Annotated in this window: 20 protein-coding genes and 1 pseudogene; all 21 read left to right on the plus strand. The window is 59.4% G+C overall.

What is annotated here, in order from left to right:
- Positions 1 to 79 precede the first annotated feature (79 nt).
- Entirely contained in the window at positions 80 to 1,180 is a 1,101-nt protein-coding gene (locus tag GGD67_RS12645) for a hydrogenase small subunit (RefSeq protein WP_179733133.1), read from the plus strand.
- Positions 1,181 to 1,192: 12 nt separating this feature from the next.
- Positions 1,193 to 2,983, plus strand: a complete 1,791-nt coding sequence (locus tag GGD67_RS12650) for a nickel-dependent hydrogenase large subunit (RefSeq protein ID WP_179733135.1) — start codon at positions 1,193 to 1,195, stop codon at positions 2,981 to 2,983.
- A gap of 4 nt (positions 2,984 to 2,987) precedes the next feature.
- Positions 2,988 to 3,715: pseudogene (cybH, locus tag GGD67_RS12655) on the plus strand (Ni/Fe-hydrogenase, b-type cytochrome subunit).
- On the plus strand, positions 3,709 to 4,287 hold the full coding sequence (locus GGD67_RS12660; protein WP_179733138.1) for a HyaD/HybD family hydrogenase maturation endopeptidase: 579 nt from the start codon (positions 3,709 to 3,711) through the stop codon (positions 4,285 to 4,287). Before cybH ends, GGD67_RS12660 begins: the two are co-directional and overlap by 7 nt.
- Before the next feature lie 16 nt (positions 4,288 to 4,303).
- A complete protein-coding gene (locus GGD67_RS12665) occupies positions 4,304 to 4,594 on the plus strand; it encodes a HypC/HybG/HupF family hydrogenase formation chaperone (protein WP_104461859.1) in 291 nt (96 codons plus the stop codon).
- 189 nt (positions 4,595 to 4,783) lie between these two features.
- Positions 4,784 to 5,230: a hypothetical protein gene (locus tag GGD67_RS12670; RefSeq protein WP_179733140.1), complete on the plus strand. Its 447-nt coding sequence runs from the start codon at positions 4,784 to 4,786 to the stop codon at positions 5,228 to 5,230.
- Complete coding sequence (locus GGD67_RS12675; protein ID WP_179733141.1) at positions 5,227 to 6,090, plus strand: hydrogenase expression/formation protein; 864 nt, start codon at positions 5,227 to 5,229, stop codon at positions 6,088 to 6,090. The genes GGD67_RS12670 and GGD67_RS12675 overlap by 4 nt, the downstream gene beginning before the upstream one ends.
- Positions 6,091 to 6,190: 100 nt before the next feature.
- On the plus strand, positions 6,191 to 7,285 hold the full coding sequence (locus GGD67_RS12680; RefSeq protein WP_179733143.1) for a nickel-dependent hydrogenase large subunit: 1,095 nt from the start codon (positions 6,191 to 6,193) through the stop codon (positions 7,283 to 7,285).
- Positions 7,278 to 7,619, plus strand: coding sequence for a hydrogenase maturation nickel metallochaperone HypA (gene hypA, locus GGD67_RS12685; RefSeq protein WP_179733145.1), 342 nt, complete (start codon positions 7,278 to 7,280; stop codon positions 7,617 to 7,619). The genes GGD67_RS12680 and hypA overlap by 8 nt, the downstream gene beginning before the upstream one ends.
- Positions 7,619 to 8,578: a hydrogenase nickel incorporation protein HypB gene (gene hypB / locus GGD67_RS12690; RefSeq protein WP_179733147.1), complete on the plus strand. Its 960-nt coding sequence runs from the start codon at positions 7,619 to 7,621 to the stop codon at positions 8,576 to 8,578. Before hypA ends, hypB begins: the two co-directional genes overlap by 1 nt.
- The gene (gene hypF, locus GGD67_RS12695; protein ID WP_179733149.1) at positions 8,575 to 10,830 is read left to right on the plus strand and encodes a carbamoyltransferase HypF; all 2,256 of its coding nucleotides are present in this window, start codon (positions 8,575 to 8,577) and stop codon (positions 10,828 to 10,830) included. Before hypB ends, hypF begins: the two co-directional genes overlap by 4 nt.
- 58 nt (positions 10,831 to 10,888) lie before the next feature.
- Complete coding sequence (locus tag GGD67_RS12700; RefSeq protein WP_312013677.1) at positions 10,889 to 11,065, plus strand: HypC/HybG/HupF family hydrogenase formation chaperone; 177 nt, start codon at positions 10,889 to 10,891, stop codon at positions 11,063 to 11,065.
- Positions 11,062 to 12,204, plus strand: coding sequence for a hydrogenase formation protein HypD (gene hypD, locus GGD67_RS12705; protein ID WP_179733153.1), 1,143 nt, complete (start codon positions 11,062 to 11,064; stop codon positions 12,202 to 12,204). Before GGD67_RS12700 ends, hypD begins: the two co-directional genes overlap by 4 nt.
- Positions 12,201 to 13,247, plus strand: coding sequence for a hydrogenase expression/formation protein HypE (gene hypE / locus GGD67_RS12710; RefSeq protein WP_179733155.1), 1,047 nt, complete (start codon positions 12,201 to 12,203; stop codon positions 13,245 to 13,247). Before hypD ends, hypE begins: the two co-directional genes overlap by 4 nt.
- 388 nt (positions 13,248 to 13,635) lie before the next feature.
- Positions 13,636 to 14,748, plus strand: a complete 1,113-nt coding sequence (ald, locus tag GGD67_RS12715) for an alanine dehydrogenase (RefSeq protein WP_179733157.1) — start codon at positions 13,636 to 13,638, stop codon at positions 14,746 to 14,748.
- Positions 14,749 to 15,492: 744 nt separating this feature from the next.
- Positions 15,493 to 15,687, plus strand: coding sequence for a 4Fe-4S binding protein (locus GGD67_RS12720; protein ID WP_091956552.1), 195 nt, complete (start codon positions 15,493 to 15,495; stop codon positions 15,685 to 15,687).
- 194 nt (positions 15,688 to 15,881) lie between these two features.
- On the plus strand, positions 15,882 to 17,378 hold the full coding sequence (sufB, locus tag GGD67_RS12725; protein WP_179733159.1) for a Fe-S cluster assembly protein SufB: 1,497 nt from the start codon (positions 15,882 to 15,884) through the stop codon (positions 17,376 to 17,378).
- A gap of 63 nt (positions 17,379 to 17,441) precedes the next feature.
- Positions 17,442 to 18,194, plus strand: a complete 753-nt coding sequence (gene sufC / locus GGD67_RS12730) for a Fe-S cluster assembly ATPase SufC (RefSeq protein WP_179733161.1) — start codon at positions 17,442 to 17,444, stop codon at positions 18,192 to 18,194.
- A gap of 19 nt (positions 18,195 to 18,213) precedes the next feature.
- On the plus strand, positions 18,214 to 19,536 hold the full coding sequence (gene sufD / locus GGD67_RS12735; protein ID WP_179733163.1) for a Fe-S cluster assembly protein SufD: 1,323 nt from the start codon (positions 18,214 to 18,216) through the stop codon (positions 19,534 to 19,536).
- Positions 19,533 to 20,780, plus strand: coding sequence for a cysteine desulfurase (locus GGD67_RS12740; protein WP_179733164.1), 1,248 nt, complete (start codon positions 19,533 to 19,535; stop codon positions 20,778 to 20,780). The genes sufD and GGD67_RS12740 overlap by 4 nt, the downstream gene beginning before the upstream one ends.
- A 441-nt stretch (positions 20,781 to 21,221) precedes the next feature.
- Positions 21,222 to 22,724: a nitrogenase molybdenum-iron protein alpha chain gene (nifD, locus tag GGD67_RS12745; protein WP_179733809.1), complete on the plus strand. Its 1,503-nt coding sequence runs from the start codon at positions 21,222 to 21,224 to the stop codon at positions 22,722 to 22,724.
- The last annotated feature ends 2 nt before the right edge of the window (positions 22,725 to 22,726 follow it).

Raw genomic sequence — 22,726 nt, forward strand, 5'->3', positions numbered from 1 at the left:
GTGTTTCGCTTCGGTGGCTTGTTTCTTGCTGAACGTCAGTAATTCGTTACGGCCGACGACAACTCACGTGGAAGGCGTCATGGGTGGTGCAACGGAAACGTTCTACAGCGTGATCAGACGTCAGGGTATGACGCGTCGTAGTTTCCACAAATTCTGTAGTTTGACTGCCGCGAGCTTGGGGCTTGGTCCTCTCGCCGCAAGCAGTATTGCCAACGCCCTGGAGACCAAACCGCGTGTGCCCGTCATCTGGCTGCACGGGCTCGAGTGTACCTGCTGCTCGGAAAGCTTTATCCGCTCGGCCCATCCCTTGATCAAGGACGCGCTGCTGTCGATGATTTCGCTCGACTATGACGATACGATCATGGCGGCGGCAGGACATCAGGCCGAAGCCATCCTGGAGGAAACTCGCGCCAAGTACAAAGGTATGTATGTGCTCGCCGTCGAAGGCAATCCACCGCTGAACGAGGGTGGCATGTTCTGCATTGACGGCGGCAAGCCGTTCGTCGAAAAGCTAAGGTCCATGGCGGAAGAGTCCATGGCGATCATCGCATGGGGCACGTGTGCGTCATGGGGATGCGTGCAATCGGCCAAGCCCAATCCGACTGGCGCGGTACCGATCGATAAGGTGATCACCAACAAGCTGATCATCAAGGTGCCCGGGTGCCCGCCTATCGCAGAGGTCATGAGCGGCCTTGTGACTTTCATCACCACGTTCGGAAAGCTTCCGGAGCTCGATAGCCAAGGGCGTCCAAGTATGTTCTATTCCGAGCGCATTCACGACAAGTGCTATCGGCGTTCCCATTTCGACGCTGGTCAATTCGTCGAAGAGTGGGACGATAAGTACGCACGCAAGGGCTATTGCCTGTACAAGATGGGCTGCAAGGGGCCAACCACCTACAATGCCTGTTCGGCCCTGCGGTGGAACGGCGGCGTTTCATTTCCGATTCAATCCGGCCACGGCTGCTTCGGTTGCTCGGAAGACGGCTTCTGGGATAAGGGGTCATTTTACGACCGACTCACAACCATCAGGCAATTCGGCATCGAGGAGAACGCCGACCAGATCGGCATGGCCGCTGCCGGCGTAGTTGGGCTAACCGTCGCTGCCCATGCGGCGGTCACCGCCGTGAAGCGGTTGACCCACAAGCCGGATCGCCCAGCCCAAGAAAGCAAACCGAGTTGAGGAGGGGCGACGGTGGCCGTCCAGACACCGAACGGGTTCAATCTCGATCGTTCAGGCAGGCGAATCGTCATCGATCCGCTGACGCGGGTCGAAGGCCACCTGCGTGTCGAAGCCAATCTCGATTCCGGCAATGTGATCCGCAATGCGGTCTCAAGCGGGACGATGTGGCGTGGCATCGAAGTCATCTTGCGCGGGCGCGATCCGCGCGACGCCTGGGCGTTCACCGAGCGGATTTGCGGGGTCTGCACCGGCACGCATGCGCTCACCTCCGTGCGCGCGGTTGAAAATGCACTAGGAATTGCCATTCCGGAGAATGCCAATTCGATCCGCAACATCATGCAGCTGTGCCTGCTCGTGCATGATCACCTCGTACATTTCTATCACCTGCACGCGCTGGATTGGGTCGACGTGGTCTCCGCGCTCAAGGCCGATCCCAAGTCGACCTCTGCGCTCGCGCAGTCTATCTCGCCCTGGCCGCTGTCGTCCCCTGGCTATTTTAAGGATTTGCAGATCCGGCTCACCAAATTCTTCGGATCAGGACAACTCGGTCCGTTCAAGAATGGCTATTGGGGGCATCCGGCCTACAAGCTGCCACCGGAAGCGAACCTGATGGCTGTAGCGCATTATCTGGAAGCGCTGGACTTCCAGAAGGAGATCGTCAAGATCCAAGCTATCTATGGTGGTAAGAACCCGCATCCGAACTGGCTGGTCGGCGGCGTGCCCTGTGCGATCAACATCGAGGGAACTGGTGCGGTGGGTGCGATCAATATGGAGCGTCTGAACATCGCGTCCTCGATCATCGACCGTTCGATCGAATTTGTCGAGCAGGTCTACCTGCCCGACATTGCCGCGATCTGCTCGTTCTATAAGGACTGGCTTCATGGCGGCGGACTTTCGAGCAAGAGCGTGATGTCCTATGGCGACATCCCCGAAATCGCAAATGACTGTTCCGCCAAAAGTTTGAAGCTGCCGCGTGGGGTCATTCTCGGTGGCAATCTCAAGGAGATACTGCCGATCGACCATGGTGATCCCGAGCAGATCCAGGAATTCGTCACGCATTCATGGTATAAATACCCTAGCGATTGCTGTGGACTGCATCCCTGGGACGGTATCACCGAGCCGCGTTTTGAACTTGGGCCAAAACTTAAAGGCAACAAGACAGATATCAAGGAACTCGACGAAGGCGGCAAGTATTCCTGGATCAAAGCGCCGCGCTGGCGCGGCCACGCCGTGGAGGTCGGGCCATTGGCGCGATACATCATCGGTTATGCACAAGGCAAAGCCGAGTTCAAGGAGCCGGCCGAGAGACTGCTCAACGGGCTCAATCTTCCCCTGACTGCGCTGTTCTCGACGCTTGGCCGTACTGCAGCTCGGGCGCTCGAATGCCAGTGGGCGGCGCATCAGATGCGTTATTTTCAAGATAAGCTGGTAATCCACATCAAGGCAGGCAATACGGCAACTGCCGATGTCAGTAGGTGGAAGCCGGAAAGCTGGCACAAGGAGGCCAAGGGCTTCGGGTTCAGTGAGGCCCCGCGCGGTGCACTTGGGCACTGGATCAAGATCAAGGGCGCCAAGATCGACAATTATCAATGTGTCGTGCCGACGACGTGGAACGGATCTCCTCGCGATCACAAGGGCAATATTGGCGCTTTTGAAGCCTCCCTGATCGGTACCCCGATGGCCGATCCGCAGCGGCCCCTGGAGATCTTGCGCACGATCCATTCCTTTGATCCGTGCTTGGCTTGCTCGACCCACGTGATGAGTCCTGACGGCCAGGAAATGGCCTCAATCAGGGTTCGTTAACGACATGCTGGACAGAGCTCGAAAGCTCCTTGCCGCCGTCGATGCGGAACCCACTGAACGGAGCATCGGCGCTGGTATCGCTTACGCGCCGGTGCGACTGTGGCATTGGGTTAATGCGGCGGCCATTCTGATGCTGAGTTTAACCGGCTATGTCATTGGATCCGGGATACCGGCGATGTCGGGAGAGGAAAGCGGCAATTTCCTGTTCGGCTATATCCGCTTTGCTCATTTCTCGGCGGGATATGTGCTCAGTATCGGCTTTCTTCTGCGGATCTACTGGGCGTTAATCGGAAACGCGCATGCCATGCAGATCTTTTGGGTGCCGCTCTGGCGCAGGTGCTTTTGGCGTGAGGTGTACCACGAGATTCGCTTGTATGCGTTCCTTACAGTTGAGCCCGAGAGGCGCGTCGGGCACAACCGTCTTGCTCAGCTCGCGATGTTCTTCATGTTTACGCAGACGATCACGTTCATGGTCGTCACAGGCTTTGCACTTTATGGGCAAGGTACCGGTACTGACAGCTGGCAGCACAAGCTGTTCGGCTGGGTATTTTCAATTTGGCCGAACAGTCAGGACGTCCATACTTGGCATCATCTCGGCCTGTGGGTGATCGTGACCTTCGCGCTGGTCCACATCTACGCGGTGGTCCGGGAAGACTCATGTCGCGCCGGAGCATCTCTTCTGTGATATCGGGTCAGCGCGGGCTCCGCGATTGGCTGGCAAGCGAATGCTGAATCATAAGAAAAGGATCCTGGTGCTCGGCATCGGCAATATCCTGTGGGCCGATGAGGGATTCGGCGTGCGGGTGGTCGAGGAGTTTCATCGCCGCTACGCCATCGATGACAACGTAACCGTCCTCGATGGCGGCACACAGGGTCTCTACCTCGTCAGTTTTCTTGAGCAGGCTGATTGCCTGATCGTGTTCGATGCCATCGACTATGGATTGCTGCCCGGGCAGTTGAAGCTTGTGCGAGATGAGGAAGTGCCAACATTTACCGCCGCCAAGAAGGTGAGCCTGCATCAGACCGGCTTTCAGGAGGTCTTGAGTGCGGCCGACCTGCTTGGCCGCCGCCCGCGAGAGCTCGCTCTCATCGGTTGTCAGCCGCTGGACCTGGAGCATTGGGGCGGTCCGCTGACCGCCCCGGTACGCCTTCAGATTGCGCCTGCGATTGAGCTGGCTTGCAAACTCCTGGCGCAATGGGACTCGCCGGCAAAGCCGCGGACCGCGCCGCTGCCTGCTTCAGAACGGCTGTTGGCGAACAATATCGACCATGCAAACTATGAGATGGGGGCGCAGCCGATCTAGCGGCCTGCGATTGACCATGTGCCTTGGCTTGCCAATGACGATTGTCGAGACCGACGGCATCACGGCGCTGTGCGAGTATGGCAATGAACAGCGCCGCGTCTCGGTCATGCTGCTCTCCGACGCCTCGGCCGGCGCCAAGGTGCTCGTTCATATCGACAGCGCGGTGCGGCTTTTGGACGAAAATGAAGCAAGGCTGATCTCGGAAGCACTTGCCGGGCTTGAGGCAAGCCTCAACGGCCAGGACTGCGATCGCTTCTTTGCGGATTTGATCGGTCATGAGCCGCAATTGCCGGAGCACCTACGCTAGCAGTTCCGCTCGCCGGTTGCGCCGACCAGGCTTGCGCACAAATCGTATCGCAGTCGGACGTAACCTTGCATCGAAGTGTCATGCTTTTCGAGCCCGTTGGTTCGAGCGCGAGTCGCGGCCAGGCGGTGATTGGCATGCGCCTTGCTAATGCCCTGCTAGCAGAACCGAACATGATCAGGAAGGCGTGTGATGAAGTTGCAGCCGACGCGGCATGGTCTGACGCGGCCCGCTCCGTCCGACGTGGAGGGCGTCAGCGTCGATGCGCGCCTGGTCGCGCACGCTCCCTTGAGGGCGGCCGTGATGCCGCTGCCGGCGGTCGATCCCCTATATTCGCTCCGGATCATCCACGTCGCATTCTTACTTCGTGAGATCGTCAAGGCGTTTCGGCGGCGCATGAAAGGTACAGTGCCTGAGCGCTGCGTAGGTGGCGTACTGGTTGAGTGGCTCGGGCTGCGAGGCCCGTCGACGCCGATCCTGTGCCATCGGCACGATACACTCAGCCTGATCGGCAGGAGACCGGTCCGTTTGGTCACGATCAATCGCATCTCGGTACCGATGGTTCGGCCACACGCCGGCAGCGCTTGTGTCGGCACGTGCACTGCCTCTCGATACAGCCAACGGAACATCGCATCATGAAAACAGCGATCCGCGTTGTATCCGACGGCGCCGACGGGGCGGCGAGTAACCTTGCCACGGGCTCTGGACGTCTCGATGTATTCTATAGCGGGTTGTCGAGTGCGACTGCGCTCGCCAAGCGCGCTTGGCACGAAGGCGACGGGCTTGCAAGGAACTATCCGAATGCCATGGCGCTATTATCGAATACCGCTGCTGCCGTTGGCAGTCAGAGAAGCAGCGCTCGAACACAACTGTACGGACTCGCGAATCTCACCGATCCCGAGCGCAAGCTGATAGGCGAATTGCTCGGAGAAGGTGAGGTCGCTGGCGTGGTTGCGCTGCCAGATGGCTCCTTGGCGCAAATCCGGGAGTCCGTGCTTGCGGGAATCTGGCGCGTGCGCATCGGGAGCGAGCCGGCGGACGAATATATTGAGGTCGGAGCGATCCCGCAGATTGTCCGGCGCGCTGCAACTGACCTGACGTCCGCCGATCTTGCGATCGGCGCGGCGCCGGACGGCGCAATGAACGTGCAACCAGTGCTCGCCGAGATACGCGAGCGGGCGCGCGTCTGGCGCTTTGGCATGCGCGCGCATGTCATCAATCTCACCTTGCTGCCGATGAGCGCTATCGACCTAACATTCCTGCAGCAAAGCGTGGGCAATGGCCCGGTCCAACTCATCTTCCGTGGCTACAGCACGTGCCGAGTGCAGGCGACCGGGATCAGGAACGTCTGGTCGGTGCAGTTCTTCAGTTCTACGGACAATATCATCCTTGATACGCTGGAGGTCGGCGGCGTACCGATTGTTGCGTTGGCTGCCGACGAGGATTTCCAGGACTCTGTTGAGCGCATGCAGGAAATTATCAAGGCGTACTTCACATGAGGAGCTTGGAGAACGTTCGGCGTCGGGTGGAATCCCGTAGACGGCGGGGGCGCAGCGACCGCCGGCATAACTCGCGCAGGATGTTGGCGGAGCGGTGCGCATGAGCCTCGCTGCCCAGAACAAAATCGATGTAACCGTATCGGTAGCTGCCGACGTAGTCGCCGCGATCGAGATCCTGCCGCGAGTCCGGCCGCCGCTGGCGCGGTTGTTCGCTGGCAAACAAGCCTCGTTGCTGCTCAAGGTGCTGCCGCGGCTCTTCGCGTTGTGTGCCGCTGCGCAGCAAACTGCACTGCTGTCCGCGGTCGAGACGGCGCGCGACGAAGTGATCACCCGCACGACAAAACAGCATCGTATTGCGCTTATCGTTATCGAGCGCATCGCGGAGTTGCTACGGGGCGTGTTTGTCGGACATCTTGCGCAAGACATCGCCAGTGCGGCGGCAATCCGCTCTCTTATGCGGGGAATGTCAGCGCTTGTCGGCAGCGCACAGCCGGCCTGGGGCTCAGCTCAATGCGAAGCAACAGCGCGGATCGTGGCTGCGCTGAACGCGCTCGGCATGTCGAATGAGGGGGGCGCAGTGAGGTCCGGTAGCCCATTGGCGCTTCGCATTGCAAGGCTTGATGAGATCGGCCTGAAGTCAATTCCGGCGGAGCACTCGTTCCTGTCCGTTGCTGACGACCTCAACATCATTAAACGGCTGCTCGTGGATGGCACGACATTTTGCTATTGTCCAGATCTTGACGGACAGGTGCCCGAGACGGGCCCATGGGCGCGCCAAATGACGAGTGATCGGCTCTCGCCGAGCCCCTCCGGTGCGGCCGAGCGGCTGAGGGCCAGAATTGCCGAAGCCCTCCGGTTATGTGCCTGGCTAAGGGCCGGTGCTCAGATTGACTCGGCGGAGCATGGGATTATCGAAAGATATAAGTTAGGGCCCGGCCGTGCGGCGGCCGCGGTCGAATGCGCCAGGGGGCGTCTCTACCACGCGGTTGAGCTTGATTCTCAGGGCCGGATATCCCTCTTCGAATTCCTTGCGCCGACGGAGTGGAATTTCCACCCGCGCGGACCGCTTGTCCGCAGCCTGCAGGGCGCGGTGCTGACGGATAGGCGACGTCGGGATGCAGTCGATGCGGTGATTGCATCGCTCGATCCGTGCGTCGGGTTCACACTCAATTTTCGCGAAGTTGGCGATGCATGAAATGGCGATTTGTCTTGGCATCATTCAAATCGTCGAGGAGGAGGTACGTCACCGATCGCTTTCGCGGGTGCGGAGCGTCTGTCTAGAGATGGGAGCGCTGAGCCATGCCGCGCCTGAAGCGATCAGGTTCTGCTTTGCGGTCGTTGCGAGGCGGACCGTTGCCGAGGGTGCAGTCCTTAATATCGTCGAACTGCCAGGCGTTGCCTGGTGCATGAGCTGTTCAAAGAGCGTCGAGATTGCGCGACGAGGTGAATGCTGTCCTTTCTGCGGCAGCTATCAGTTGCAGGTAACCGCGGGCGAACAGATGCGCGTGAAAAAGCTGGAGATCGATTGATGTGTACCGTTTGCGGCTGCACCGAAGAGACGCCGTCGAGCAAACGCGCCAAGGCGCATGATGCGAAGAGCCATGAGCGATCCGATGCCCATGTGCAGAACGATTGCGATCGCTATTGTGCCCATCCGCATGAGGACCAAGGTCCGCAGCGTTCAAACCATGCTGGCGATAGTCATAGTCGCCATCGTCGCTCTGCCCATCACCAGGCTCACGGTGGGCAGGCGCTTCCGAGCTGCGGCGCCGGGCCGGCTGGCTTGAAGGCCGCGGGCATAGGCAAAAAGCGGGTCATCCAGATTGGGCGCGATATTCTTGGCAAGAATAATGGGATTGCGGCGGACAACCGTGCGCTCTTCGTCGCCGATGACCTGCTTGTATTTAATCTTTTGTCCAGTCCCGGTGCAGGTAAAACGACGCTGCTTGTCCGCGGGGTGTCTGAGCTCAAGCGTAGCCGGCCGGTCGGGGTCATCGAAGGCGACCAGCAGACCTCGAATGATGCCGAACGCATTCGGGCCGCCGGCGTGCCAACCATTCAAGTCAACACCGGCAAGGGTTGCCATCTCGACGCTGCGATGATTGGCGAGGCTTATCGCCGCTTGCCGCTGCTCACGGGTGGCATTCTCTTCATCGAGAACGTCGGTAATCTAATCTGTCCCGCAGCCTTCGATCTTGGCGAGGCCTGCAAGGTCGTAGTGCTGTCGATTACCGAAGGTGAAGACAAGCCGCTCAAATATCCTGACATGTTTGCCGCTTCTTCGCTCATGGTGATCAACAAGATTGATCTGGCCCCGCTGCTTGAGTTCGATTTGGGCAAGACGATCGGATACGCTAGACGAGTCAATCCAAAGATCGACGTGCTTGTAGTTTCGGCTCGTACGGGTGAGGGTTTTGACGCGCTCTACGCCTGGATCGATAGACAGGCGGGGCATCAGAGGCGTGCCCTAGAGGACATAAGGCGATGAGCGCGCCAACCACCTGCGACCGAACGCGGCTGCGCGTGCGCGTGAGTGGGGCCGTGCAAGGGGTCGGCTTTCGTCCTTACGTCTATGGACTCGCCATGCGCTACGGATTGGCGGGATTTGTCATCAATGGCCCCGAAGGCGTTACGATCGAGGTCGAGGGCCAACGTGCGTTGGAGTTTGTCGCCACGTTGCCGCTCGAGGCGCCTCCATTGGCACGCATCGATGATATCTGCGTTCGGGAGACTGCGGCGCTCGCGGCGAAAGGCTTTTCGATCGGCACGAGCGAAGGCGGCAAATTGTCAACGCAGATCGTCGCTGATGCTGCTGCCTGCCAGCAATGCCTCAGCGAGCTGTTCGATCCAGAAAATCGGCATTACCTTTACCCCTTCATCAGTTGCTGCCATTGCGGCCCACGCTACACCATCGCCAAACGGCTGCCGTACGACCGGCGCAACACCGTGATGAGGGCTTTTAGGCTGTGCGCCGCCTGCGCGGCCGAATATGCCGATCCGGCGAGCCGCAGGTTTCATGCGGAGGCGATCGCGTGTCCGACATGCGGGCCTCGGCTCAGCCATGGGATCAGCACCATGGTCGCGGCAATCGCGGGGGGACAAATCGTGGCGATCAAGGGGCTCGGGGGATACCAGCTTCTTTGCGATGCGCGTAACCAGGACGCGGTGCAGCGTTTGCGCAGGAGAAAGCAGCGCCTTCAGAAGCCGTTCGCGGTTATGGTAGATTCCATAGAGCGCGTCAGCGACCTCGCGGAGGCGAACGCGCCAGAGCTTGCGCTGCTCGAATCCGTAGCACGCCCCATCGTCCTTCTGCCTTCGCGCAACAATTTGGCGCCCGCCATAGCTCCTGGCTTATCGCGCGTGGGTGTTATGCTGCCAGTAGCGCCGCTGCATCACCTCATCCTTCATGGACTTCGCTCAGCAGGAGCATGTGAGCGGACCGGCCCGGTCATCGTCGCCACCAGTGCCAATCGTTGCGGCGAACCGCTCCTGATCGACAACGCGCAGGCGCTGGGGCGACTCAAGGGGATCTCCGACCTTATCGTGACCCATGATCGCGATATAGTGACGCGTGCTGATGACTCCGTGGTGTCGGTCGTGGCTGGCCGGCCGCAATTCATTCGTCGTGCCCGTGGCTATGTTCCCGAACCGATCAGGCTTGTGATGTCTGTGCCGCCCGTACTTGCCGTCGGCGGCGCACTGAAATCGACCGTCACCATCACGCGGGACAACCAAGCGTTCGTCTCTCAGCATATTGGCGATCTGGATACGGCCGAAGGCATCCGTGCGTTCGAGGAGACGGTCCGACACCTCACATCGAGCCTCGATGTGGAGCCTGTCGCCATCGCCCACGATCTGCATCCCGATATGGCTTCTACCCGGTTTGCGGAAGCAAATGGCCGCGCGCTGGTCGCTGTCCAGCATCACCACGCACACGCTGCCGCGGTGATCGCCGAGCATGGCCATACGGGACCTGCGCTTGCCCTCGTGCTCGATGGCCATGGCCTTGGCTCCGAGGGCGGTAATTGGGGTGGCGAGCTATTGTTGTGCGAAGGGACGAGGTGCCGACGCATCGGGCACTTAGCGCCCCTGCAAATGCCTGGTGGAGATCGTGCAGCCCGCGAGCCGTGGCGCATGGCCAGCGCAGTATTACATGAGCTCGGCCGGGGTAACGAAATCGGGCCGCGCTTTGCGGCGCAACGGCAGGCTGGATGTGTGTCGGCCTTGCTCGAACAGCCGGGCGGGGCCACCACGACCAGTGCGGGCCGGTTGTTCGACGCGGCAGCGGCGCTGCTGGGGATTGCGAGTTTGCAGAGCTATGAGGGCGAAGCGGCGATGAAGCTCGAGGCGCTGGCGCGGCGGACCGCGATTCTCGAAGCCGGCTGGACGATCGATGGCGGCGAGCTGTCGCTTCGTCCGCTGTTTGCACGCTTGATTGCAGATGACATTGACGCGGTGGGAGGAGCCGGGCTGTTTCAGGGCACCTTCGCCGCCGCCTGCGTCGACTGGGTCACGCGGTCCGCTCGGACAACGGGCGTTAATACCGTCGTTCTGAGCGGCGGCTGCTTCCTGAACGCGGTGCTGGCGGATGAAATCCCGCGCGGTTGCAGCGCTGCCGGCCTTACCCCGCTCGTGCCACGGCGGGTGCCGCCCAATGATGGCGGTTTGAGCCTTGGCCAGGCCTGGATTGCCGCCCTGCAGATAGCTCAACACTCGTCCGCCAGGGTAGGAACAGCCTGATATGTGTCTTTCGGTTCCGGCAAAGATTGCGAAAATTCTTCCCAACGACGTGGCCATAGTGTCCATCGATGGCATCAGCCTGGAGATATCGATCGCTCTCGTCGACGAGCTCGAGGTCGGCGATTTCGTCCTTGTCCATGTCGGCTATGCGCTGGCCAAGATCGATCCGATGGAAGCCAAGCGCACGCTGGAGCTGCTGCAGGAGCTAGGCGGCGCAGGGGAACGCCGATCATGAAATATGCCGACGAGTTTCGCGACAAGGCCATCGCGCAGGGAATTGCGCGTGCGATTGGCGCCGAGGTTAATTCGCAAAGAGCTTATCGGTTCATGGAATTCTGCGGCGGGCACACTCATGCGATCTCCCGTTATGGCCTGGAGGATCTGCTGCCCGCGAACGTCCGCATGATCCACGGGCCCGGTTGTCCCGTCTGCGTTCTGCCCGCCAGTCGAATCGACATGGCGGTCCGGCTTGTCGATCGACCAGAGGTCACTCTGTGCGTCTACGGTGACCTGATGCGCGCGCCTGGGTCGCAAGGACAGTCCCTGTTACGAGCTAAAGCGCTCGGCGCCGACATTCGGATGGTCTACTCGACGCTCGACGCTATCCGGCTCGCAGAACAGGCGCCGAGCCGCGAGGTGGTCTTCTTTGCCATCGGATTTGAGACCACGACGCCCCCGACCGCGGTGATGATCCGAATTGCCGAGAAGAAGCGGCTGAAGGGCCTCAGTGTGTTCTGCAACCACGTGCTTACACCCTCTGCGATGCACAGCATTCTCGAGAACCCCAAAATTCGCGACACCGGCGGGGTTCCAATTGACGGCTTCATCGGGCCTGCACATGTTAGCACAATTATCGGTACGCAGCCTTACGAGCCCCTGGCAGAACAATTTGGCAAGCCGATCGTGATCGCGGGATTTGAACCGCTCGATGTGATGCAGGCGATTCTGATGCTGGTGCGGCAGGTGAACGAAGACCGCTACGAGGTGGAGAACCAATACAGTCGGGCGGTGACGCGTGACGGCAATCGCCGCGCCAAGGACGAGGTATCGCAGATATTCGAACTGCGCGAGCAGTTTGAATGGCGCGGGCTCGGACTCGTACCCAACAGCGGACTGAAGCTGAAACGGGCTTACGCGCAATTCGACGCTGAGACGCGTTTTGCGATCCACGACCTGCGTGTCGCAGACAATCCGGCGTGCGAGTGCTGCGCGATCCTGCGTGGCGCCAAGCGGCCGGTCGATTGTAAGCTGTTTGGAACCGTCTGCACGCCAGAAACTCCCATAGGGTCCTGCATGGTATCATCGGAAGGCGCTTGTGCGGCGTATTGGACCTATGGCCGAGTTCGCGATGAACCGTTGAGGCGGACGTCATGAGCGTAAAGGGTTATCAACGCAAGCTCGACGTCGAGAACGGACGCGTTGATCTTTCCCACGGATCAGGGGGCCGTGCCATGGCACAGCTGATCTCCGGCCTTTTTCACCAAGCCTTTGGTAATGAATGGCTCGCCCGCTGCAATGATCAGTCGACGTTTGACGTTGCGGCAGGCAGGATGGTGATGACGACCGACGGCTATGTGGTCTCGCCGCTGTTCTTTCCCGGCGGCAATATCGGGTCACTGGCTGTGCACGGCACGATCAATGATGTCGCCATGTCCGGCGCGCGTCCCCTCTATCTGTCGGCCAGTTTTATCATCGAGGAGGGCTTCCCGTTTTCTGATCTGAAGGTGATCGCGGATTCCATGGGCGCGGCAGCGCGCAGTGCCGGCGTTTACATCATTGCCGGAGACACCAAGGTCGTCGAGCGCGGCAAGGCGGATGGTCTGTTCATCTCTACGACAGGGATCGGGATTGTGGCCGATGGGCTCGATCTCTCGGCCGACAAGGCTAGGGTCGGTGACCGTGTGCTGGTCTCCGGTAGCGTCGGCGATCATGGGGTGGCGATCATGTCAAAACGCCAGAACGTCGTTTTTCAAACCGAGGTCGTCTCGGATTCCGCAGCGTTGCATAACCTCGTAGAGGTCATGGTTGCCGCCGGCGGTAGCTGCATCCGGGTGATGCGCGACCCCACGCGCGGTGGGCTTGCCGCGACGCTGAACGAGATTGCGCATCAATCCGAGCTCGGGTTCCGTCTGCAGGAAGCATCCATTCCGGTGAAGCCGGCGGTTGCGGCTACCTGCGAACTCCTTGGACTCGATCCGATCCATGTCGCCAACGAAGGCAAGCTCGTTGCGATCGTCGCGCCTGATTTGGCCGATGCCGTGCTTGCAGCCATGAAGGCGCACCCGCTCGGGTCCGACGCAGCTGATATCGGCGAAGCAGTGGCTGACAATCGGAAATTTGTGCAGATGGCGACCAGTTTCGGCGGTCGACGAGTCGTCGACTGGTTGTGGGGCGAACAATTGCCTCGCATCTGTTAACACGCTGCGTATCATCCAGTTTTTGCAAACCAAGTTTATGATCAATCGTCATGAGCCATCACCCATCACCCATTAGCTCTGAAAGCGATCCCTTCTATGGACAATCTGCCCAACCGGCAGACTGCGGTTTCGCTCTTTAGGCGTGCTCAATTTCGGTTGATAGCTTTTCCACGAGCCGAGAACGCAATTCGAGACAATTCATCGCCATCGCGCAGTTCCGACGTTAAGCTCAGCGAGCATGGTCACACGATCGCTCGGCACCCCCTTGGGTTTGAAATCCTGCGAAGCTTGTCAAATATCGTTGAATTTCTGCGCCATTTCGACGGCTGCGTCGCAATATCGCTGCTCGCTTCCGATTAGAAAGGCGCTCCAGGCAGGGAGTTTTCAAATGAAGGTCGGAGTCCCCAAGGAAATCAAGGCGCACGAATATCGCGTGGGCCTTACCCCGGGAGCTGTCCGCGAGTACGTGGCAGCGGGCCACCGCGTGATGATCGAGACAAATGCGGGCGCTGGTATTGGTGCAACCGATGACGATTATCGCAATGTTGGCGGAACGATTCTAACCTCCGCAGCCGAGGTATTCGCATCGAGCGAGATGATCGTAAAGGTTAAGGAACCTCAGCCATCCGAATGGTGTCAGCTGCGGGAAGATCAGATCCTGTTCACTTATCTGCATCTGGCCCCCGACCCGGATCAGGCCAAGGGCCTCCTGAAATCTGGATGCACTGCGATCGCCTACGAGACCGTAACTGATCCGCATGGTGGTCTTCCGCTGCTGGCGCCGATGAGCGAGGTCGCGGGTAGGCTTGCGATCGAAGCGGCGGGCAGCGCCCTGAAGCGGAGTGCAGGCGGACGAGGGCTGTTGATCGGTGGGGTGCCCGGTGTTCAGCCTGCCAGAATCGTGGTGATCGGAGGTGGCGTCGTTGGTACGCACGCGGCACGCATGGCGGTTGGTCTGGGCGCAGAGGTGACCATCATCGACCGTTCGATACTCCGGCTCCGCGAGCTGGACGAGCTATTCGAAGGACGCGCTCGCACCAGGTTTTCGACTATCGGCTCTGTCGAGGAAGAGGTATTTGCGGCGGATGTGGTGATTGGTGCGGTGCTCGTTCCAGGTGCGAGCGCGCCGAAGCTGGTCCGCCGGAGCATGCTGAGCTCGATGCGCAAGAGGGCGGTGCTCGTGGACGTCGCTATCGATCAGGGCGGCTGCTTTGAGACATCGCACCCAACCACTCACGCTGATCCTACTTACGAAGTGGATGGCATCATTCATTATTGCGTGGCCAATATGCCCGGTGCCGTGCCGCTGACCTCGAGCCAGGCACTGAACAACGCGACGCTGCCGTTTGGTTTGGCTCTGGCCGACAAGGGCTTTTCTGCCGTGCTCGAAAATCCGCATTTGCGCGCAGGCCTCAACGTCCATCGGGGCCGGCTAACTTACGAAGCGGTGGCCGAAAGCCTTGGGCTGCCCTTCTCACCGATCGAACAGGCTGCGGCCTGATCCCAGAGGCCCTTATGGGCGTTTCCTCCCTGACTTAGGCCACCCTTCGGGGTGGCTTTTTTTCGACTCCATCGATCTGCTGACCGGCGCCGGTATGCATTTCGAACTTGGAGCGAAGCGGAGGATCACCAGACGAACGCCCGGCTTTAGTCCCCGCACGATGCGAGACAATGTACTTTCGGTCCATACAGCGCATATGAATGCCGGTTTTGCCGGGTAATCCAGGGCAATTGAGAATGCGTCCTGCGGGTCCGGTGGGGGCCCGCGATCACCGGAACGACTTTGTCTGGCCCGATCGCCGCGATTCTGACTGTCTTGGCGACGCCAACCAGGCCGGTGATGACTGGGCGGGTTACCGTGGTGCTGTCGCTGAAGGCGCCTCTGCCCGGTGAGTGGAACCATCAAGATGCGGCTCGGGTCGACCTGATACACCGGCGGAGAACTTTTTGAAGTCGCGCGGCGCATCCATCGCCGCGGCACGGCGGCCTTAGCAAGGATCGGAGATCGTTCCCTGAGGCTGGCGAACGCGGTTCACCTGATCACTGACTGCCGTGAGATCAACCATGCGCAAACCACGGCATCGAGCTCAAGCTACTGTCATGCGCGGTGTAGGATTTGCGACACCGTGTCGAGACGGCGACTTGCGTTCTCGAAAATGGCCCAGACAAAATCAAGTTAAACTGTCTGGCACAAGACTTGAAAGCAAGAAGCTGTCCCGCAACTTTCGCTCATGGAATCGCAGTGATGGCCTACAAGATAATCGCATCCCAGTGCACCGTCTGCGGTGCATGCGAGTTCGAATGTCCCAATGCCGCGATCAACCTGAAGAACGACATATATGTGATCAATCCGACCCAGTGTACCCAATGTGAGGGGCACTTTGACGCGCCGCAATGCGCCGTCGTTTGTCCGGTGCCCGATACCTGCGTGCCGGCGTAGGTTGAGTAGCCGATGAGAGGAGCTCCGGCACGAAACATGATGAAAACGCGATCGACCGCCGCCGCCTTTTGGATCCGTCTTCTATTTCTCTCACTCGCTGACCCCGAGTCGGCGGCAACTTGCGCGATCCGCTCAGATAGATTGTGGCGGAATCCTCTCCAACGGGACTTGTCGTTGCGCGAGTGGAGCGGGCAATGGTAGCCGTACAAGAGACGGTCGAGCGCGTGAAGCGCATCGACGTCGACCAGTATCGTTATGGGTTTGAGACCCTGATCGACTCCGAGAAGGCGCCCAAGGGGCTCTCGGAAGAGATCGTAAAATTCATCTCGCAGAAAAAGAATGAACCGGACTGGATGCTCCAGTGGCGGCTCGAGGCCTATCGGCGCTGGCTGACCATGACCGAGCCGACCTGGGCGCGCGTCGATTATCCCAAGATCGACTTCCAGGACCTCTACTACTACGCGGCGCCGAAGCCGAAGAAGACGGTCACCTCGCTGGACGAGATCGATCCGGAGATCCTGAAGACCTACGAGAAACTCGGCATTCCCCTGCGGGAAGTCGCCATGCTCGAAGGCGTCGAGCCCAAGCCCGGCGAAGAAGATCCCGCCAGGCGCAAGATCGCGGTCGACGCGGTCTTCGATTCGGTCTCGGTTGCGACCACGTTCAAGGCGGAGCTGAAGAAGGCCGGCGTGATATTCATGCCGATCTCGGAAGCGATCCGCGAGCACCCTGAATTGGTGCAGAAATATCTCGGCTCCGTGGTTCCGACCTCGGACAATTTCTACGCGACACTGAACTCGGCGGTGTTCTCCGACGGCTCGTTCGTCTACGTGCCGCCGGGCGTGCGCTGCCCGATGGAGCTGTCGACCTATTTCCGCATCAACGAGCGCAATACCGGCCAGTTCGAGCGCACGCTGATCATCGCCGACAAGGGCTCCTACGTTTCCTATCTCGAAGGCTGCACCGCGCCGCAGCGCGACGAGAACCAGCTGCATGCCGCCGTGGTCGAGCTGGTCGCGCATGACGACGCCGAGATCAAATATTCGACGGTGCAGAACTGGTACCCCGGCAATTCGGAAGGCAAGGGCGGCATCTACAATTTCGTCACCAAGCGTGGCGACTGTCGCGGCAACCGTTCGAAGATCTCCTGGACCCAGGTCGAAACGGGTTCGGCGATCACCTGGAAATATCCGAGCTGCATTCTCCGCGGTGACAATTCGAGCGGCGAGTTCTACTCGATCGCGATCTCGAACGGCTTCCAGCAGGTCGATTCGGGAACCAAGATGATTCATCTCGGCAAGAACACGTCGAGCCGCATCATCTCCAAGGGCATCGCGGCCGGCAAGTCGCAGAACACCTATCGCGGCCTTGTCACCGCGCACCGGAAAGCGACCGGCGCGCGCAACTTCACCGCCTGCGACTCGCTGCTGATTGGCGATAAATGCGGCGCGCACACCGTGCCGTACATCGAGGCGAAGAATTCTTCGGCGACCTTCGAGCACGAAGCGACGACCTCAAAAATTTCCGAGGACGTGCTGTTCTACTGCATCCAGCGCGGTCTCTCGCAGGAGGAGGCGGTCGGCCTCGTCGTCAACGGCTTCGTCAAGCAAGTTCTGCAAAAACTGCCGATGGAGTTCACAGTGGAGGCGCAGAAGCTAATCTCGATCTCGCTCGACGGATCTGTCGGATAACCAAACCTCCCGCGAGCCCCCTCGAATGCGGCTCGCCAGATGACATTTCAGGGATCGATCAGAATGGCGCTACTCGAAATCCGAGATTTGCATGTTGGTGTCGAAGACCGAGAAGTTATTCGCGGCCTCGATCTTAATGTCGATGCGGGCGAGGTCCACGCGATCATGGGGCCGAACGGCTCCGGCAAATCGACGCTCTCGCATGTTATCGCCGGCAAGTCCGGTTATGAGATCACCGGCGGACAAATCCTGTTCAGGGGCGAGAACCTATTGCGGATGGAGCCAAATGAACGCGCCGCCAAGGGCGTGTTCCTGGCGTTCCAGTATCCGGTCGAGATCCCCGGCGTGACCACCATGAACTTCCTGCGGGCGGCACTGAACGCCCAGCGCAAGGCGCGCGGCCAACAGGAATTCTCCACCCCCGCATTTCTGAAAAGAGTCCGCCAGGTGGCCGGTTCGCTCAACATTCCACAGGACATTCTCAAGCGCGGCGTTAATGTCGGCTTCTCCGGCGGCGAGAAGAAGCGCAACGAAATTTTGCAGATGGCGTTGGTCGAGCCGAGTCTGTGTATCCTTGACGAGATCGATTCCGGCCTCGACATCGACGCGCTGCGTATCGTCGCCAGCGGCATCAACGCCTTGCGTTCGCCGGAACGAGCGATGATCGTAATCACGCACTATCGGCGGCTTCTCGACCATATCGTGCCGGACGTTGTGCACGTGATGTCGAAAGGGCGGCTCATTAAGAGCGGCGGCAAGGAACTCGCGCTGGAGCTCGAGGCTTCTGGCTACGCACAATTCGAAGACGCGGCCTGACGGCTCTAGGGATTCCCCGATGAAGCAGGTTTTGCCAAAAGCCGACGCCGAACGAACAATTGGCAATGTTTTCGCTGCGGCCCGTGGACGGCTGCCTGGTGCAGGCCTTGTCCCCCAAATCCGGGCGATCGCATTCGAGGTCTACGAGCGTACCGGCCTTCCGCATCGCGGCATGGAGGACTGGAAATACACAGATCTGCGCGCCCTAATCGGCGAGGTGTTGCCACTCGCTCCGCGACCGGATGCCGAGGCGCTGGTGCGCGCAAAGGTGTCGGCCGAGCAAGTGTCTGCCGATCAGGCGGTCAAGCTGGTCTTGGTGGATGGCATATTCGCGCCGGAGCTATCCGATCTCGGCAGGCTGGAAAATGAAGTGGTTGTGCGGTCGCTGCGAGAGGTTCTGGAGAATTCGGTCCCTGGCGACATGGCAGGTCTGGTGCTGTCCACGACGAGCGATTCCGCTATCTCGCTCAACGCCGCAATGGCGACAGATGGCCTGGTGATTACGGTCGCCGACGGCAACGCGGTGAAGCGTCCAATTCAAATCGTTCACGTCGCAACCGGAGTGTCGGTGTCCACCTTTACACGCTCGTATCTACAGCTTGGTAAAGGAGCGCATGCGGCCATCGTGGAAAGTTTCGTTCCGGCTGAAGGCGCGAGCGGCTATCAAGCCAATGATGCGATAATCGTCCTGGTTGGTGACGAGGCGAGCCTTTCGCATATCCGCGTGGCAGCCGATGCCTCTGACGCCGTAAACATCTCGTCGGCGATCATCGCAGTGGGCGCCAGGGCTAAGCTCGACCTCTTCAGCATGACCTGCAGCGGCTCCATCAGCCGCTATCAGGGATTCATCACGCTGGCCGGCGAAGGAACCAAGGTCTCGGCGAATGGGGTTAATCTCATCAGGGACAAGCTGCACGCCGACACAACGATCGTGGTCGACCACGCCGTGCCACATTGCACCAGTCGGGAGAAGTTCCGCGCGGTCGTCGACGATTGCGGCCGCTCGGTGTTTCAGGGCCGGATCGTCGTTCGTCCCGCCGCCCGGAAGACGAACGCCACCTTGACGACGGGAGCGTTGCTCCTATCCGACCAGGCCGAGGCCGACAATAAGCCCGAACTTGAAATCTTGGCTGACGACGTGACCTGCGGCCACGGAGCGACATCGGGCGCGCTGGATGACACTCTCGTATTCTATCTGCGCGCTCGGGGGCTATCCGAGAAGGACGCGCAGATGTTGCTGATTAAAGCGTTTTTTGGCGAATCGATTGAGGAGATCACTTCCGAGAAACTGCGCGATTTTGTGACAGGGCAAGCTGAACACTGGCTGCAGGCGGGGCGATGAGCGCACATCCCGCCGTGAGCAATGGTAGTTACGAGGTCAACCGTCTGCGTACGGACTTTCCCGCGCTCGCCATGACGGTGTACGGCAAGCCGCTTGTTTACCTCGATAACGCTGCATCCGCGCAAAAGCCCAACGCCGTGCTTGACCGTATGATACAGGTGTACTCCAGCGAATACGCCAACGTTCATCGCGGCTTGCACTACCTCGCTAACGCGGCGACCGAGGCGTATGAAGGTGCCCGTACCAAAGTGGCGCGGTTCGTGAACGCGCGTTTAAACGAAGAGATCATCTTCGCTCGGAGCGCCACGGAGGCAATCAATCTGGTCGCCCAGACTTTTGGCCGGGAACGCATTACCCCGGGTGATGAGATCGTTCTCTCGATTATGGAACACCACTCCAACATTGTGCCATGGCACCTTCTCAGGGAACGATTCGGTGCAGTGATCAAATGGGCGCCAGTGGATGATGACGGAAACTTCTTACTCGATGATTTTGAGCGACTGCTGACCCCGCGCACCAAGATGGTTGCAATCACACAAATGTCGAACGTGCTCGGCACGGTGTTGCCGGCGAAAGACGTGGTGAGGATCGCGCATGCTCGTGGTATCCCGGTGCTGGTCGACGGCTCGCAAGCTTGCGTCCATCTGAGCGCGGACGTCTGCGATATTGATTGCGATTTCTACGTCATGACGGGCCACAAACTCTATGGTCCGACTGGCATCGGTGTGCTTTACGGCAAGTCTGAGCATCTGGGATCGATGCCGCCCTTCAATGGCGGCGGGGAGATGATCCGTGAGGTCTCGCGTTCCGGCGTCATTTATGGTGATCCGCCACACCGGTTCGAAGCGGGTACGCCGCCGATCGTCGAAGCCATCGGTCTAGGGGCGGCTATCGATTACATCAATTCGATAGGCAAGGTGCAGATCCGCAGGCACGAGAGCGTACTGCTCGCTTACGCGCAGGAGAAGCTGGCAGACATCAACTTCGTGCGCTTGATCGGGACCCCGGCCGAGAAGGGTCCGATCATTTCCTTTGATATGGAGGGTGCGCATGCGCATGATATTGCCACCGTCGTCGACCGCGCCGGTGTAGCGATGCGGGCGGGGGCCCACTGTGCGATGCCGCTGCTCAAGCGATTTGGCATGCTGGCGACGTGCCGTGCGTCCCTTGGACTTTACAATACACATGAAGAAATTGATGTGCTCGTGCGGGCGCTTATCAAGGCGCGGCGGCTGTTCTCGTAATTCGGCGGGCCTACGACGTCCAGGTGGCGAGATAGCTGAGGTCTGGAGATGAGGTCATGCACCTCATCGACATCACAGCAGGTAAGCACCTGTAGATCTCAGCAAGCATAAATAGCATTGGCAAGCCTGTGTCGGCGAGCCGGCCTTCCTGTACGGCCGCCTTCCGCGAGCGCAGAGTACTGAGATCGGACGCCCTCGAGAATTGGGCGGTCGATTTTACACGTAGCCAGCCCTTGTTCCATTTCGAACAGGGCCAAACCAAGCGTTCTCTGCTCAAAGCCTGATGTCGGGTTCGCAACAAGACCCCCTGTCACCGCACCAGGCGCGCTAAGCGATTTTGATTGCTGTGTTTTTTGGTGCTCGCGAGGCGCTGGCATGCTGGTTGCAAAAGTCTTGCTCAAGACGCCGCCCTCGCAACAGCTAACCTTTGAAGGACATCAGATGAGTCTCGCCACGACCCAGAGCATCGCAGAAATCAGGGCTCGCAACAAAGAGCTGATCGAGGAGGTGCTGAAGGTCTATCCGGAGAAAACCGCGAAACGGCGTGCCAAGCACCTCAACGTTCACCAAGCCGGCAAGTCAGATTGTGGGGTGAAGTCCAACATCAAATCCATACCTGGCGTGATGACGATCAGAGGTTGCGCTTATGCAGGGTCAAAGGGGGTGGTCTGGGGACCGATCAAGGACATGGTCCATATCAGCCATGGCCCGGTAGGCTGCGGTCAGTATTCGTGGGGCTCGCGACGCAATTATTACGTTGGCACGACGGGCATCGATAGCTTCGTGACCCTGCAGTTCACTTCCGACTTCCAGGAAAAGGATATCGTATTCGGTGGCGACAAAAAGCTGGTCAAAATTCTTGACGAAATCCAGGAGCTGTTTCCGCTCAACAACGGCATCACGATCCAATCGGAATGCCCGATCGGATTGATCGGTGACGACATCGAGGCCGTGTCGAGAGCGAAATCCAAGGAATATGGCGGCAAGACCATCGTGCCGGTCCGTTGTGAGGGCTTTCGGGGCGTGTCGCAGTCACTAGGCCATCACATTGCCAACGACGCGGTGCGCGATTGGATTTTCGATCAGCTCGAGCCCGATGGTAAACCAAAGTTTGAGCCGACGCCGTACGATGTGGCGATCATCGGAGACTACAATATCGGCGGCGACGCCTGGTCATCACGAATTCTACTAGAGGAGATGGGCCTGCGGGTGATCGCGCAGTGGTCCGGCGACGGTTCCCTGGCTGAACTCGAGGCAACGCCGAAAGCAAAGCTCAACATTCTGCATTGCTACCGTTCAATGAACTACATCTCACGCCACATGGAAGAGAAGTTCGGTATCCCCTGGTGCGAGTACAACTTCTTCGGACCTTCAAAGATCGCAGAGTCGCTGCGCAAGATTGCGGGCTATTTTGACGACAAGATCAAGGAAGGCGCCGAGCGGGTGATTGAAAAGTACCAACCGCTGGTGAACGCCGTGATCGCGAAATATCGCCCGCGCCTGGAGGGCAAGACGGTGATGCTGTACGTCGGCGGGCTCCGTCCGCGTCATGTGATTGGCGCATACGAGGACCTCGGGATGGAAGTCATTGGCACTGGATACGAGTTCGGTCACAACGACGACTATCAGCGCACAGCTCAGCACTACGTAAAGGACAGCACGCTCATCTACGATGACGTCAATGGCTATGAGTTCGAGCGCTTCGTCGAGCAGCTCCAGCCTGACCTTGTCGGCTCGGGAATCAAGGAAAAATACGTTTTCCAAAAGATGGGTGTGCCGTTCCGGCAGATGCACTCCTGGGACTATTCGGGTCCATATCACGGCTATGACGGCTTTGCGATCTTTGCGCGCGACATGGACATGGCCGTCAACTCGCCGATCTGGAAGAAAACGAAGGCCCCCTGGAAGGAAGCTTCAAGGGCCAAACTTCTGGCTGCAGAATAAAG

The sequence above is a fragment of the Bradyrhizobium sp. IAR9 genome, from assembly GCF_013408065.1.
Classification (GTDB): Bacteria; Pseudomonadota; Alphaproteobacteria; order Rhizobiales; family Xanthobacteraceae; genus Bradyrhizobium.

What these genes read in the sequence shown, in the direction of transcription:
- GGD67_RS12645 (WP_179733133.1), top strand. Translation starts at nt 80, where the DNA reads ATGGGTGGTGCAACGGAAACGTTCTACAGCGTGATCAGACGTCAGGGT.
- GGD67_RS12660 (WP_179733138.1), top strand. Translation starts at nt 3,709, where the DNA reads ATGCTGAATCATAAGAAAAGGATCCTGGTGCTCGGCATCGGCAATATC.
- GGD67_RS12665 (WP_104461859.1), top strand. Translation starts at nt 4,304, where the DNA reads ATGTGCCTTGGCTTGCCAATGACGATTGTCGAGACCGACGGCATCACG.
- GGD67_RS12670 (WP_179733140.1), top strand. Translation starts at nt 4,784, where the DNA reads ATGAAGTTGCAGCCGACGCGGCATGGTCTGACGCGGCCCGCTCCGTCC.
- GGD67_RS12675 (WP_179733141.1), top strand. Translation starts at nt 5,227, where the DNA reads ATGAAAACAGCGATCCGCGTTGTATCCGACGGCGCCGACGGGGCGGCG.
- GGD67_RS12680 (WP_179733143.1), top strand. Translation starts at nt 6,191, where the DNA reads ATGAGCCTCGCTGCCCAGAACAAAATCGATGTAACCGTATCGGTAGCT.
- hypA (WP_179733145.1), top strand. Translation starts at nt 7,278, where the DNA reads ATGCATGAAATGGCGATTTGTCTTGGCATCATTCAAATCGTCGAGGAG.
- hypB (WP_179733147.1), top strand. Translation starts at nt 7,619, where the DNA reads ATGTGTACCGTTTGCGGCTGCACCGAAGAGACGCCGTCGAGCAAACGC.
- hypF (WP_179733149.1), top strand. Translation starts at nt 8,575, where the DNA reads ATGAGCGCGCCAACCACCTGCGACCGAACGCGGCTGCGCGTGCGCGTG.
- hypD (WP_179733153.1), top strand. Translation starts at nt 11,062, where the DNA reads ATGAAATATGCCGACGAGTTTCGCGACAAGGCCATCGCGCAGGGAATT.
- hypE (WP_179733155.1), top strand. Translation starts at nt 12,201, where the DNA reads ATGAGCGTAAAGGGTTATCAACGCAAGCTCGACGTCGAGAACGGACGC.
- ald (WP_179733157.1), top strand. Translation starts at nt 13,636, where the DNA reads ATGAAGGTCGGAGTCCCCAAGGAAATCAAGGCGCACGAATATCGCGTG.
- GGD67_RS12720 (WP_091956552.1), top strand. Translation starts at nt 15,493, where the DNA reads ATGGCCTACAAGATAATCGCATCCCAGTGCACCGTCTGCGGTGCATGC.
- sufB (WP_179733159.1), top strand. Translation starts at nt 15,882, where the DNA reads ATGGTAGCCGTACAAGAGACGGTCGAGCGCGTGAAGCGCATCGACGTC.
- sufC (WP_179733161.1), top strand. Translation starts at nt 17,442, where the DNA reads ATGGCGCTACTCGAAATCCGAGATTTGCATGTTGGTGTCGAAGACCGA.
- sufD (WP_179733163.1), top strand. Translation starts at nt 18,214, where the DNA reads ATGAAGCAGGTTTTGCCAAAAGCCGACGCCGAACGAACAATTGGCAAT.
- GGD67_RS12740 (WP_179733164.1), top strand. Translation starts at nt 19,533, where the DNA reads ATGAGCGCACATCCCGCCGTGAGCAATGGTAGTTACGAGGTCAACCGT.
- nifD (WP_179733809.1), top strand. Translation starts at nt 21,222, where the DNA reads ATGAGTCTCGCCACGACCCAGAGCATCGCAGAAATCAGGGCTCGCAAC.